Annotated in this window: 11 protein-coding genes and 1 other annotated feature; of the genes, 6 read left to right on the top strand and 5 right to left on the bottom strand. The window is 38.5% G+C overall.

Annotated elements, in window-relative coordinates; translation table 11 throughout:
* The first annotated feature begins 219 nt into the window (after nucleotides 1-219).
* Together NYE61_RS04505 and NYE61_RS04500 are read left to right on the top strand one after the other, a co-directional pair.
* Nucleotides 220-627, top strand: a complete 408-nt coding sequence (locus NYE61_RS04505) for a DUF948 domain-containing protein (RefSeq protein ID WP_118889031.1) — start codon at nucleotides 220-222, stop codon at nucleotides 625-627.
* Nucleotides 628-648: 21 nt separating this feature from the next.
* The gene (locus NYE61_RS04500; RefSeq protein WP_118889032.1) at nucleotides 649-1140 is read left to right on the top strand and encodes a YtxH domain-containing protein; all 492 of its coding nucleotides are present in this window, start codon (nucleotides 649-651) and stop codon (nucleotides 1138-1140) included.
* Nucleotides 1141-1191: 51 nt separating this feature from the next.
* On the opposite strand, the gene NYE61_RS04495 is transcribed toward NYE61_RS04500, so the two are convergent.
* A complete protein-coding gene (locus NYE61_RS04495) occupies nucleotides 1192-3324 on the bottom strand; it encodes a cell division protein FtsA (protein ID WP_303447438.1) in 2133 nt (710 codons plus the stop codon).
* 233 nt (nucleotides 3325-3557) lie between these two features.
* Between NYE61_RS04495 and NYE61_RS04490 the strand changes: the two genes are divergently transcribed.
* From NYE61_RS04490 to motP, 3 genes are all read left to right on the top strand, one after another.
* On the top strand, nucleotides 3558-4631 hold the full coding sequence (locus tag NYE61_RS04490) for a bifunctional 3-deoxy-7-phosphoheptulonate synthase/chorismate mutase (RefSeq protein WP_095307376.1): 1074 nt from the start codon (nucleotides 3558-3560) through the stop codon (nucleotides 4629-4631).
* 374 nt (nucleotides 4632-5005) lie between these two features.
* Nucleotides 5006-6007: a catabolite control protein A gene (gene ccpA / locus NYE61_RS04485; RefSeq protein ID WP_095307375.1), complete on the top strand. Its 1002-nt coding sequence runs from the start codon at nucleotides 5006-5008 to the stop codon at nucleotides 6005-6007.
* 132 nt (nucleotides 6008-6139) lie between these two features.
* Nucleotides 6140-6964: a flagellar motor protein MotP gene (gene motP / locus NYE61_RS04480; RefSeq protein ID WP_118889034.1), complete on the top strand. Its 825-nt coding sequence runs from the start codon at nucleotides 6140-6142 to the stop codon at nucleotides 6962-6964.
* A gap of 98 nt (nucleotides 6965-7062) precedes the next feature.
* Here motP and NYE61_RS04475 read toward each other — a convergent pair whose 3' ends face one another.
* The 4 genes from NYE61_RS04475 to NYE61_RS04460 all read right to left on the bottom strand — a co-directional run bounded on the left by NYE61_RS04475 (nucleotide 7063) and on the right by NYE61_RS04460 (nucleotide 12613).
* Nucleotides 7063-8220, bottom strand: coding sequence for an acetoin utilization protein AcuC (locus tag NYE61_RS04475; RefSeq protein WP_303447436.1), 1158 nt, complete (start codon nucleotides 8218-8220; stop codon nucleotides 7063-7065).
* Nucleotides 8220-8867, bottom strand: coding sequence for an acetoin utilization AcuB family protein (locus NYE61_RS04470; RefSeq protein WP_095307372.1), 648 nt, complete (start codon nucleotides 8865-8867; stop codon nucleotides 8220-8222). The genes NYE61_RS04475 and NYE61_RS04470 overlap by 1 nt, the downstream gene beginning before the upstream one ends.
* Before the next feature lies 1 nt (nucleotide 8868).
* Nucleotides 8869-9522 carry a GNAT family N-acetyltransferase gene (locus NYE61_RS04465; RefSeq protein WP_095307371.1) on the bottom strand — a complete coding sequence of 218 codons (654 nt, stop codon included), beginning with the start codon at nucleotides 9520-9522 and terminating at the stop codon, nucleotides 8869-8871.
* Nucleotides 9523-9703: 181 nt separating this feature from the next.
* On the bottom strand, nucleotides 9704-12613 hold the full coding sequence (locus NYE61_RS04460) for a transglycosylase domain-containing protein (RefSeq protein WP_303447435.1): 2910 nt from the start codon (nucleotides 12611-12613) through the stop codon (nucleotides 9704-9706).
* Nucleotides 12614-12803: 190 nt separating this feature from the next.
* Nucleotides 12804-13096 (top strand) — a binding site (T-box leader).
* Nucleotides 13097-13228: 132 nt separating this feature from the next.
* Here NYE61_RS04460 and tyrS point away from each other — a divergent pair.
* Nucleotides 13229-14497, top strand: coding sequence for a tyrosine--tRNA ligase (tyrS, locus tag NYE61_RS04455; protein WP_095307368.1), 1269 nt, complete (start codon nucleotides 13229-13231; stop codon nucleotides 14495-14497).
* Nucleotides 14498-14542 lie beyond the last annotated feature (45 nt).

Below are 14542 nucleotides of genomic sequence, written 5' to 3'. Positions count from 1 at the left end.
ATACTATAAGGGCAAAGGAATGAAGTGGCAAGCCGCTATGGAATAGAAGGTTTTGTGCTTTATTGTACTTATTCAGCGCGTTTCTTCGCTCATACATAGGTTTACCCTTCATAATTTGGGGTATTATTTTAAAAAGTGTATGATTGTATTAATAAAGAAATGCTCTTATTAGAACCAATACAATAGCAATACTACACGAAAAAGGAGCTGATTTTAGAAATGGAAGTTATATTATATATTGCCGCACTTCTTGCAGTTATCGCATTTATCGTGCTGGTAGTATATGTAGTTATCACATTAAAAGCAACAAAAGAAACGCTAAACAACGTATCAAATACAATGCAAGGACTAGAAAAACAAATACAAGGTGTTACAACGGAAACAACGCAGCTTTTGAATAAAACTAATCGTTTAGCTGACGATATCAATCATAAATCTGCAAAGTTAGATGGTCTATTTGAAGGTGCTAGTGGTATTGGTGATACAGTCAAAGATTTCAACCAAACATTGCGACAACTTTCCAATACAGTTTCCCGATATTCTAAAGAAGATCAGGAAAAGGCTGCACAAGCAGTGAAATGGGGAGCTTCCATATTGGAATATTGGAATAAAAGAAAAAGAAAATAATTAACTCTAGGAGGAATAAGGATGCCAGAAAACAATATTAATACGAAAGATTTTATTATCGGATCATTAGTAGGGGCAATTATTGGTGGATCAACAGCATTGCTGTTTGCCCCAAAATCAGGAAGAGAGTTAAGAAGTGATATTAACCAAGGTGCAACACAAGTTAAGGATCGTGCCAGCGGATTCAAGGATGCAGCCCAAGAAAAAGGGATGGAATTGAAAGATAAAGCATTCGCTACAAGTGCTGACCTGACTAAGAAAGCTGTTGATACGACATCACAACTTACTAAAAATGTTGCACAAAAGTCTCAGGAATTAAGAGAGAATGTTGCTCAAAAATCACAAGAATTAAAAGAAAATGCTTCTCAAAAAGCGAATGAAGTGAAAAAAGATGCTGCAGAAAAGGCTGAGGAAGTAAAAGCAGATGCCGAGCAGAAGGCAGAAGAAGTAAAGGCAGATGCATCGAGCAAAAAAGAAGAGGTTAAAAAAACTGCAAAAGCAGCAACAAAATAAGATAAAAAGGCTGTCACAAAAAAGTGACAGCCTTTTTAAAACCTTTTTTATTTAGTCTTCCCAGCGAATCTCTAGCTTATCTCCAGTGATAATTTTCTCATCAAACGAGGTGGGGAGATTATTCTTCAACAATTTAAACTTTCCGTTTGCCTTGGTTAAATCGATGTGTACATAACGAAAAACATCCTGAAAAATGAATGGCTCTATTTTTCTTTCTTTCAGCGTAAGTACATCGTGTGGCTGAATAGGGTCCTCTATACTTAATAAATCCTCATCTCGCTTGATTCTAACAAGAGGTTGTGTCAATATAACCTTTTCATCATTAAACGTGACAGTGACCTTATTTAAAGCTTTTTTATCAAGCTGCTGTAACAGATCATGGACGGTCGGTTGCTTTGCTAGTATGACTTCTATTCGATCATTTTGTTTTAAGGTGTCATCTAACGCTGATTCTTCATTGTTGACCAAAATTCTAGTTGTCCCAGTAGTTAGCGTGATAGAATGGTTATTGAGTCGTATTGTAAATGGTTTTGTAGTGATACTCGGAACCAAATTTCGCTCTTGTAAAAATGCACGGATTGTTCTTGTTTGTTTCCAGGTGACTTTGTCGCCATCTTTTATACTATAATTTGAGTTTTTAATACTGCCATTTACATAAAAATCTGTTTGCAGCTTATAAGGCTTTTTGTTATAGAAGATAGTCATAGATGGCGCTTCACCAATAAGTTCCTTTAAGGTCGTCTGTACTGGCTTTCCATCGGCACCAGCAACAAATTCAATATCATCCCCATCTATAATTAAGTCATCAACGTGGGCGGCGTTATTGTTTAAATAGATTTGCGGTGCTTTGCCAAAGCTGCCAGGTAGTGTTATTTCTTTACCATTTACAGTAACAATAGAGGCTAACCCTGGTTTTCCATAAAGCTTATTCAATTTGATCCCAGCTTGAATCAAGCAATCGCCAATAGTAAGTTGCTTCATCTCAAATAGTCGAATGACTTGCTTGTTCACTGTTACACTCACATAATGCACAGGATTTTGTCTGGCGGCAATTGCAATACCAATTGGCGTAACAAAGTCAGGACCCGTTGGGACACCTTCATGACGTAAATTTTGGATTGCGTCGCTTCCACGAATAGCAACGCGATTATGCGGAAGATCCAGTTTATCTGCAAGGGTAGTCGTTAAATTTGGTGTTAAGCTACCACCACCAACAAGCATTATTGCGCGCGGAACCTTTGCATTTAACTGGAGAATTTCAGTAGCTATTGCTTCTGCAAGACGCTCGACAGATGATGCAATATCTTTGGCAAGTGTCTCATAGGTGATGACAGATTCAAAACCTAATATATCTGCAACCGTATATTCCCCGTTATTCACGATTGCTCGTTTCGTATCCTCCGCCTTAGGAAAATCAAGTAGATAATGATCACTTATCGCTTCGGTTACTTCATCACCTGCTATAGGAACCATTCCATAGGCTACAACAGTACCTCTATCTGTGATTGCGATATCACTCGTTCCTGCACCAATATCAACAAGCGCTACATTCAGTCTGCGCATCGACTCGGGTATTAACACATGGATCGCTGCTATTGGCTCTAGTGTTAGAGCCTCCATATCCAGATCTGCACGTCGAAGGGCTGCTAGCAATGATTCGACAACTATTTTAGGAAGAAACGTAGCAATTATTTCAACTGCAGCTTCTTCACCGCTCTGGTCAATGAGCGAGCCGATTTGTTCTTGATCTAACTTATAATTTAGAACAGAATACCCAACACAGTAATAGTTATTGTAATCATTATTTTTATCTTTTTTCGCTAGCGTTTGCTGTGCGTGTTGAACAGCAGTGAGCTCTAAATGCTTGATAACATCTAAATCTGTAATTGGGTGATGATGCAATGAAATGGAAGCACTTGCTTCCACTGTTTTTAATGATCTTCCGGCTGCGGCAACACAGGTTTTGGTAAACGGGCTACCTGCTCTTTCTTCAAGTTTTTCTTTGACCTCTTGAATGACTTGAGCAACCGCTACTACATTATGTATTTGTCCATCACGCATTGAGCGTTCTGTATGTTCTTTCATATAATAATCAATAACTTTGAATTTGTTATCGAGACTCTCCAATATAATGCCAGTAACGGAACGAGTGCCAATATCGAGGGCAAAAATAGGTTCTCCCATCGCTTAAACTCCTTCCTTTTAATAGTATGATAGTTTTTTACAATCTTATCCGTCCGGTGTCATGCCAGGCAGTTGTGCTTCTTAGTGCCTGATCTCAGTCTCTCCAAAACGGGTCTCAAAAAAGAGAATAGTAAAAAGATATCTATTATATTATAAACTTATTGGTGACAAATAAAAGAATTTTAGCTATAATTGTCTCTAATTATTAAAAAATGACTTCAGGGGGACTGGAAATGAGTAATGAAATGGAACAGCTTAGAGTTCAGATGGATGATGTGAATTTAGAAATTTTGGAATTAATAAACCGTCGTGCAGAGATTGTTCAGCAAATCGGTCAGTTGAAAACAAAGCAAAGTATCAAACGATTTGATCCAGTACGTGAAAGAGAAATGTTGGATAAAATTAAGGATAACAATAATGGTCCTTTTCAAAATTCAACACTGGAGCATATTTTTAAAGAAATTTTTAAAGCGAGTTTGGAATTGCAGGAAGATGATCATAGTAAAGCATTACTCGTTTCTCGAAAAAAGAAACCTGAAAATACAGTGATTGACATTAAAGGTGCTAAAGTAGGAAATGGTAACACTAGCTATGTTTTTGGACCGTGTGCAGTTGAAAGCTATGAGCAGGTGGCTGCAGTTGCGGAATCTGTAAAAAGTAAAGGACTTAAATTACTGCGTGGGGGAGCATTTAAGCCTAGAACTTCACCTTACGATTTCCAAGGACTTGGCGTAGAAGGACTCCAAATTTTAAAACGAGTTGCTGATGAATATGATTTAGCGGTAATTAGTGAGATTGTAAACCCAGCACATATTGAAGAAGCTGTTGATTACATTGATGTGATTCAAATTGGTGCAAGAAACATGCAAAACTTTGAATTATTGAAGGCCGCAGGGGATACAAATAAACCAGTACTATTAAAACGTGGTTTATCGGCAACGATTTCTGAATTCATCAATGCAGCAGAGTACATTATTTCCCGTGGTAATGGGAATATTATTTTATGTGAACGTGGTATCCGAACATACGAAAAAGCAACACGTAACACATTAGATATTTCAGCAGTTCCAATTTTGAAACAAGAAACACATCTTCCGGTAATGGTTGATGTTACACATTCGACAGGAAGACGTGACTTACTACTACCGACTGCAAAGGCAGCACTTGCAATTGGAGCTGATGGTGTTATGGCTGAAGTACATCCAGATCCTGCGGTGGCGTTATCCGACTCTGCACAGCAAATGGACATTCCAACATTCGATATATTCTTTGAAGAGCTTAAAGGTATCGAAAATCGATTGAAATAGATAATAGTAGAAGAAAGGCTGCAATTATGCAGCCTTTCTTTTTTTTGGGAGGAGGTAATGAAAATCCTCCTTTCGTTATAATAATGAGTGCCATTAACATTGTCGACTATCACTGACGCTTATATAATGATATGCTTATGAAGCCGTATGATCGTATAGCATTTTTGGAAATTCATTTTCATAACTTTCACTTCAGTAAGTAATAGAAGTATGCTAGTATTGTTTTTTGTTAAAACTAATAGTGGATGAACTCGCATTTGTGTACATTTTAGGACAATTTCTTGGTTTTTAAGATTTTTTTTGTAATTTTTTTCATCCTAGAGTATTATATAAAGAATAGAAGTCGATTTGTAATATTAGGAGGTAGACTTTAGATGAACATAACGATATATGATGTAGCTCGTGAGGCGAATGTTTCAATGGCTACAGTGTCTCGTGTTGTTAACGGAAATCCGAATGTAAAACCAACAACACGTAAAAAAGTATTAGCAACGATTGAACGATTAGGCTATCGTCCAAATGCAGTGGCTAGAGGATTGGCAAGTAAAAAAACAACTACTGTAGGAGCGATTATTCCAGATATATCGAATATCTTCTTTTCCGAACTTGCCCGAGGAATTGAAGACATTGCAACGATGTATAAATATAATATTATTTTGAGTAGTTCGGATCAGAACAAAGATAAAGAACTGCAACTCATCAATACGATGCTAGAAAAACAAGTGGACGGAATTTTATTTATGGGAGGCAGCATCGACGAGGATCATATCCAACAATTCAAAACGTCTTCTGTACCAGTTGTACTTGCAGCTACGTATGATCCCGCAGATCAGATTCCTTCAGTAAATATCGATTATGAACTCGCGGCATATGAAGCGACTAAACATTTGATCGATAAAGGACACAAACACCCTGCATTAGTTGCAAGTAATTTAGATTTTGGTGTTAATACATTAAAATATAATGGATACGTTCGTGCGCTCAAGGAAGCTTCTATTGAAATTAATGAAGAATTCATTTACAGAGGCGTTTATGCTTATCAAACGGGATTAGATGCAGTAGAATATTTCGCAAACTTGGATGAAAAACCGACTGCTATATTTGTAACTTATGATGAGCTTGCACTAGGTGTTATTCATGGAGCACAGGACAGGGGATTAGATGTACCAAATGATCTCGAAGTATTTGGCTTTGATAACACAAGACTTGCAACAATGGTGCGACCTACATTGACTACAGTTGTACAACCAACCTATGATATTGGTGCAGTAGCAATGCGTCTGCTTACAAAATATATGAATAAAGAAGAAGTAGAAGATAATAATGTTGTATTACCACATCGACTTGAATTAAGAAACTCAACATTAGAAAAATAATACCGATATAAATAGTAAATTAGATAGATGTTCAAAATGTTACCAACCAATTTGAAGAGCTTATGCTGCGGAAATAGGTAACCTTTTGAACTCTTCTTGTTTTAGTAAAGTAACATAGGGAGCTAAATGAATATGAGAAAACGCGATTTCCTAACTCCAATTGGTATTACTCTAGGTTTTATTATGCTTATGTTAGCAATTATGACGAATAGTGGTACGGAGGGGGTTGCATCGTTTGCTGACATACCTTCCGTATTTATTGTACTCGGAGGCTTAGTTGCTTCCATGCTGGTCACATTCAAAATGGACCAAATTAAATTAACAGGTAAGATCATGAAGGAGGCATTTCATAAAAATGATATGCAGCTTCCTGAACTAATTAAACTATTCGTGCGTCTTTCAGAGCGGGCGAGAAGGGAAGGCATTCTCGCATTGGAAAATGAGCTCGAGGAAGTTGAAGACCCATTTATTAAAAAGGGTATACTGCTTGCGGTAGATGGTATTGATCCAGAGGTTATTACTGATATTATGAATGCTGAAATTACAGCTTTGGAAGACCGACATTACAAAGGGAGAGTACTTTTTGAAAAGGCAGGAGATTATGCACCTGCATGGGGAATGATTGGAACATTAATCGGTCTTGTTCTCATGCTGAATACGTTAGAGGATCCTGGAACGTTAGGTCCGAGTATGGCAGTAGCGCTCCTTACGACCCTTTATGGAACTGTACTGGCTAATCTGTTTTTCCATCCTATGGCTAGCAAGCTTGAAGCAAAGACAGAGGAAGAGGTTTTTACAAAGCAAATTATTATTGAAGGTATTATTGGTGTTCAATCGGGACAAAATCCGCGAATTTTAGAAGAGAAGCTTAGTGCCTTTCTTTCAAATGAAGCAAAAGAAAGAAAAGATGTTGGGCATAACGAAAGCTTCGTTGGAGAGCGTATAAATGAAGCGTAAGGATATGAAGATCAGAATCTAATATCGATTCACGAGGCAAGAAGCTGTCCAGAATGGACAGCTTCTTGCCTTACTTATAGGAATCTAATTTTCGATGTCTACCGAATTGGTTTCGTATACTTTAATAGACTTTTTAATAATTGTTCATTTTTCTCTGAGATCTCAGCCTTTCTAGGAATCTCTGGAATAGCTTCTTCACTATCATGCCAGTTGGCTGGTAGCCTGACAGGAGATTCGTTTTGCCACTTCTCTATCCATTGAACTGGAATAGCTCCTGCTGCTGGTTTGCCATGCTTCATCACATTCCATATTTGTGCCCAGGCACGCGGAACAACACGCCACATATCATACCCTCCACCACCAATTGCAATCCATTTTCCATTACAGTACTCGTGTGCCAATTCATGTGCCACGAACGGTATTCGATCATAAATTGCCATTGTGCCACAAAGGTGTGTTAAAGGATCAAAACAATGCGCATCAGCCCCATTCTGGGTCACAATGACATCCGGCTTGAAAAATGCTGCAATTTCTCTTACTGCAGTTTCATAGACATGCAGAAAGGATTCATCCTGTGTAAAGGCATCAATTGGAAGGTTAAAGGAATACCCATGCCCTTCCTTAATACCACGCTCATTCACATTTCCTGTTCCAGGGAAAAGGTATCTTCCTGTTTCATGAATCGAGAAGGTACATACATTTGGATCATCATAGAACGCCCATTGTACGCCATCACCATGGTGGGCATCGGTATCAATATATAACACTCTTAATTTGTATTTTTCACGAATATATTTGATTGCAACTGCACTATCGTTGTAAATGCAAAATCCAGAAGCCTTTCGCTCAAAACCATGATGTAACCCACCTCCAAGATTAAGCACATGATCTTTGTTGCCGCTAATTACTTCATCAACAGCGGTTAATGTACCGCCAACTAAAAAGCTACTTGCCTCATGCATATTTTTAAAAATCGGTGTGTCTTCCGTTCCTAAACCATACTCCTGTCCTGCTTTTTCGTTTAACCCGCCTCGCCCAGCTCGTTTCACCGCATCGATATAATCATAATCATGAAATAGTGCAAGCTCTTCATCCGTTGCCATCCTTGCAGGAATAATATCCTGATTTGTTAAAGCACCACTCAATTCCAATAATTCCTTCGCTAATTGCACCCTTTTGTGGTTAAAGGGGTGATCTTTATGAAAATGATAGGTAAGATAATCATTGGAAAAGACAAAGGCCGAATTGTTTCGCATTATGTCAGCCCAAGCCCATCGTTTGGCCACAGCAATTCATAGCCAGCATTGCGCAAGTCTTGGATAATAGGCATTGGATTCATTGTCTGGATACGGAATACGAGAACTTTATAATCTAAATCACTTTTATACGGATAAACTAAGACCGAGGCAATATTCGTTTTTCTTTTTCCGAAAATAGCTGTAACTTCAGGCAGAATTCCAGGTCTGTCAGGAACCTTTACTTCAATTAAGGAACTTTGAACATGGGTGCCTGTTAATTGGATCAATGTATAAAGCATGTCTTTTTCTGTAACAACCCCAACTAAACGATTATTACGGACAACTGGAAGACAAGCAATTTCTTTATCATAAAAAATCGAAGCAATTTCTTCGACAAAATCCATTGGATGAATCGTAATCACGGGATGACTCATAATTGTTTGGATTTCATTTTGCAATTCACTGTTATCTGCATCTTTAATAAATGTTGATGGACTAGCATCACGTACATCGCGGTCGGAAACAATTCCAATCACCTGGTTAGCATCATCCACGATGGTAATATGACGGATGCGATGCTTTTCCAGTAGCTCTAATGCGTTTGAAATTGTTGCTCCAGGCTTGAGTGTTACGACTTCCTTTTTCATAACCTCTTCAACATGCATATTATAAACCTTCTCTCATGTCCCGATATTTATTTCGTGCTAAAAAGCGAAGTTTATCGAATTGTTGAATGGACTCCTCGTGAACATTTTTCCCGATTCGAACCATTAAACAGTTTGCTGGGTGAGAAATTATTTCAGGATCGTCTGTCGGTGCAGGAAGCAATCCGCCTGCAGCCATCATTTTCTCCATGATTTTGCGGTAATTCCAAATGCTTAATTTCGTTCCTTCTAAATCCCAGTGCCAATAATATTCAGTAGAGATAATGATATAGTTTTCCATATACTCGTCCATCATGGAAACCTTTAAAAGGTTTGAGGCAACCCTCTCCCCGCGATACGCAGGAATCATTTCAATTGCACCTAATTCTATCAAATCTTCCATATTAAACGTTGACCATCTTTCAAGGGGATCGGGATGTAAGTATGTGACATAGCCGACAATTGTATCTGTTGTTCTGGCAACTATAATTCTTCCCTCTGGAAATTCAGCTATCTCAAGGAGGGCTTCGAATTGTTTTGCTGCAGGCCGGAAAGCGGTCAGTTGTTCATGGAAATAGTACTGGCTTAACTCGGTTGCAGATAATGGTCCTTCAATAATGATGGTTCCTTGAGCGGTCTCGTAAGAAATACTGTGAAAAGTCTTTACATGCTCCATTTGTTCACCACCTGTATTTAATCCGCTTTCATACATCTATTATACAGCATTTCAATTACTATTTTTAGTATTTTGTGAAAGTTTATCGAAAAGAATAGGCTGGCATTTAGAGGCATAGTAGGGGAGGTGGAGTGATAAAAAAAGAGAGAGCTAAAAAGCTCCCTCAAAAATATATCATCCATTAATCATCATCTGATTTGTTTTTATTATTGCTGTCATTTTTTTTATCTTTATTATCCGTTGCTTTTTCATCCTTGTTATCATCGTCTTTATCCTTATTGGATGTATTATCATCCTTTGGTTTGTCACCAACCGTAAATTCAGACGATGCTTTGGATTCATTTCCAGAGTAGTCGATTGCTTTTATCGTATATACAGCATTTTCATCGCCAATATTATATTCGGTTTGACTGGAGTTGCCGACCAGTTTAAAATCTCCGCCGGATGAGTTTGCGCGATAAATACGGTAACCAACAATATCGTTATTATCAGGCTTACTCCAAGTTAGCTTATTACCTGACTTTTTAACTGATGTTGGTGCCCCAGGTGCTTTGCCATCATCTTCGATCGAGCTCCCCGCAGACCCACTAGGAATGCCAATTTTCCTCCACTTCTCTCCATCCTCACCTCTAGGGTACAGGACAGAAAGATCACTGAGTTTATCAAATCCATTTCGTTTTAACCATTCAGGATTAAAGGTAACTCCATTGCCATTCGTAAATTCACTAGGTGTATTGGAACCAGCTTTTACTGATTTTCCATCGACAAGCACTTGGTTTCCAGAAATAAGACTATCATCCTTTTCGGTAGGTACGAATTTTTCATTAAATAAATCAGTTTTTACTAATCCAGCTTTTTCACATAATTCCGATGGAAGCATTCCGGAAATAGAACAGTAGCTACGCTCGACGATTCCACCAGGACGTTCGAATTTATCCTTCGGTGCAACAAGCTCTGGTTTGATATCTGATGCTGCATTAATAAATTCGGACCAAAGCTTCATATTACGCTGGCTATAGTTAAGTGGATAGCTTGGATCATAAACGGATGCTGGAGTCTTATACCCAATCCAAGTACCAAAGGTAACGTTAGGGTTGATGGCAACAAACCAGGCATCCTTATAATCGTTCGATGTTCCGGTTTTACCTGCCCAATCAACTCCACCATGTTTTAATTGTGAGTTTAGGTATGCCCCGGTACCTGATGTAATGACATCGCGCATCATATCAAGTGTTAAATAACTTGTTTGAGGCGTAAACACTTCTACCGGATCGGATTTATGTTCATATAGGATATCTCCATCTTTTGATACGATTTTTTCGATCATATAACCGTCCGAAAAATTACCGTTATTACCAAGTGTACTAAATGCATTGATATTTTCTTCTACGGTTACACCTCGATCCATTCCTCCTAAGGAAAGGGAAGGTTGGACGTAATCACCGGATGTTAATGTAGTGATCCCCATTTTCTCTAAATATTCTTTAGCAGGATTGTCCTGAATTATTTTCATATACGTATCCACTGCTGGGATGTTGTAAGAACCAGCTAATGCTCTCCGTGCAGAAACCATTCCATAGCTGGCGTTACCATAGTTGCTTACTTCATACGGTGCGCCTCCAGGGTTTGGGAATGTTCTTGGGTAATCTGCTATCGGAGTTCCAGGTTGGACGGCACCTTTTTCAAGTGCTGGTGCATAATCCAGTATAGGCTTGATCGTACTTCCGTTCGAACGGACTGCATGAGTAGCATAGTTATAATGATTATCTAAGCTTGGAGCACGATTACCAAAGAAGCTAATAATTCTGCCTGAATTGTTTTCAATCATCATTCCGGCAGCCTGTACTTCCTCTGTCCAGCTCGTTGTTTCACCCGTTTCATCATCCGTTACTGTAAACGTATGATCGCGCCCATAGTGCTCATAATTTTTACCGATTTCCTGGAAAGCATCGTAAATTTCTTTGTCAATTGTGGAATGAATTTCATAACCGTTATTTCTTAGCGCACGTGATGCAAGCTCTTCATATTCCTTGTTTAAAGCTTCATTTTTATTAAGATCCCCTGATGTATACCCATCTTCTTCAGCGAGAATTTTTTTAATGAGCTTGGTCGCTCTTTCCTCAATTTCAAAGGTTAATACTGGATATGTTTCCCTTGGAGATGGACTTTTTTCAGAGAAATCTGCGACAATATCATATTCTAATGCTTCTTCGTATTCTTCCTTTGTAATGTACTCCATATCATACATGCGATTAAGTACTGTTTTCATTCGGTTTATTCCTGGTTGGATACCTGCTTCATCCTTTAGACCACCACTATTGACAAACGGTGTGTAGGATGAAGGGCTTTGGGGTAGTCCAGCGAGATATGCGGCCTGAGGAAGATTAACTTCATCAGCATCAATACCAAAAATCCCCTTTGAAGCTGTTTGAACACCAGCAATATTTCTGCCTGAAGCATCCCTGCCATACGGCACAATGTTTAAGTAGGCTTCCAGAATCTCCTCTTTTTCAAAAAATCTTTCTAAGCGCAGCGCGAGCAACATTTCAACTGCTTTTCTTTCAAAAGAAACCTCATCAGTAAGAATTTGGTTTTTAATCAATTGCTGTGTTAATGTACTCCCACCAGTTTGGATAGAAGAATTGGTAACTTCCTGAACCATTGCACGAAGAATTGCCTTTGGTACAATTCCTTTATGCTCATTAAAATATTCATCTTCTGTAGCAATAACGGCCTGCGTTAAAATTGGTGAAATATTCTCTAATGTTGTTTCTTCACGATGTATATCGGAGTTTATATCACCAAAGTAAACATCATCAGCAAAGTATAGTTTCGATGTTTCTGAGTAATCATAAATATCCTGAGCCATCGTCTCATAGCTACGAATTGGTTCATCCTTTACAAGCGATGCGAAATAGCCCGCTCCAACAGCTCCTGCAAAAATAAATCCAATAAAACCTATAACAAGAACGAATAAAATAACATTCCACACCACATCGTAGGTAACGCGTGATGAACGCTGGATTTTCCCTGTTTTCCATAGGGTCGACAGCTTCTTCTTATATTCGAGCATTTTTTCTTTAAATTCCATTTGTGAACCCCCTAAATTTCATATATATTATAGCATATGAGTGTTTTTTGTTGTATCGTATTTAGAAATTAAATATTGCAATTGCATTACAGATGTGTTATGAATGTATATAATACATATTGCATGTTCAAGAACAAGGATAAAGAGGAATTTCTCAATTCTATTTAGCTGCTTGTTGAGCATCTTTTGATATGATGTGATGAAAGATCGCAGTAGCTTAGCAAATCCCTATTAAAGAGAGCTGGCGGAAGGTGCAAGCCAGTATACATTTGCAAGTGAATTACAATCTGGAGCATTTCTTTCGGTAGGAGTAGTGTATGTTTTAAACTAGGATAAAAAGGGCCAACGAAGAAATTCGAAGTGCCATTTTTACCGACTGTTGAACTTCCTTTACGGAAAGAACGGTGGAGACATCGTTAACAATCCCAAGTGGCTATTTTTTTAGCAACAAGGGTGGTACCGCGTGTTCAGCTCGTCCCTTTTTTTAGGGGCGAGTTTTTTGGTTTGCAGATAAGAAAGTGTGAAACTGCCTTATCTGCATAAGTGAACTAAGGTATTTGCTAAAAGGATTGCAAATGCCAGGTTTTTTAATAAAAAAGTAATGGAGTGTGGAGAATGGACATTTTACAAGATCTTGAAAACCGAGGGCTGGTCCATCAAGTAACGGACCGAGAAGGGCTAGAAAAGCATTTGAAAGAAAACCAAATTACATTATACTGTGGCTTTGACCCAACAGCCGATAGTCTGCATATTGGCCATTTAGTGCCATTAACCATGTTAAAAAGATTCCAACAAGCTGGACATAAGCCGATTGCGCTTGTAGGTGGAGGAACAGGAATGATTGGCGATCCAAGCGGAAGGTCCAGTGAACGTTCCTTGAACACGAGCGAGGTTGTCCACGGGTTTACAGAGAAAATCAGAGAGCAAATTAGTAAACTAGTTGATACTGATCAAGGTGATAATCCGGTACAGTCAAGAAATAACCATGACTGGCTTGGCAATATGACAATTATTGATTTTCTGCGGGATGCAGGAAAACATTTTGGAATCAACTACATGCTTGCAAAGGAATCTGTTTCTGCCCGAATTGAACAAGGAATTACATTTACCGAATTCAGCTATATGATTTTGCAGTCGCTTGACTACCTTAAATTGTACGAACAGGAAAATTGTACTTTACAAATTGGCGGTAGTGACCAATGGGGAAATATCACTGCAGGGATGGAACTTATCCGCCGTTCCAGAGAAGATGAAGACGAACAAATAAAAGTATTCGGACTAACAGTACCACTCATTACAAAAGCAGATGGTACAAAATTCGGCAAAACAGCTGGAAACGCGGTATGGTTAGACCCAGAAAAAACGACACCATATGAATTTTACCAGTTCTGGATTAATACAGATGATCGTGATGTTGCTAAATTCTTACGTTATTTCACATTTTTACCTGAGGAAGAAATTGCAGTCCTTGAGCAAGAAGTAGAACAGCATCCGGAAAATCGTGTTGCTCAAAAACGTCTTGCGGAAGAAATGACAAGATCGATTCATGGCGAAGCAGCGCTGAATCAGGCCATTAAGATATCAGCAGCATTATTTAGCGGTGACTTGAAGGAGTTATCCGCAAGTGATATTGAGCAAGGCTTTAAGGATGTACCAACATACGAAGCGGAAAAAGAGGATATTAACTTGGTGGACCTATTAGTGCAAGCTTCCATTTCTTCATCGAAACGACAAGCAAGAGAGGATATTGGCAATGGGGCTGTATCTATTAATGGGGAAAGACAACAAGATGTTAATTATGTGGTAACAGCGGATGATCGTATTGAAGACCAGTTTACAATCATTCGCCGTGGAAAGAAGAAATATTTTCTTGTGCAATTTTAAAGAGAACGAATACTTGGCACGGATGTAATGACATTCGTGCCTTAT

Origin of the sequence: Oceanobacillus sp. FSL W7-1304, assembly GCF_037969805.1 — a bacterium.
Classification (GTDB): Bacteria; Bacillota; Bacilli; order Bacillales; family Amphibacillaceae; genus Oceanobacillus; species Oceanobacillus profundus.
This window is presented reverse-complemented; position numbering and strand designations above follow the sequence as displayed.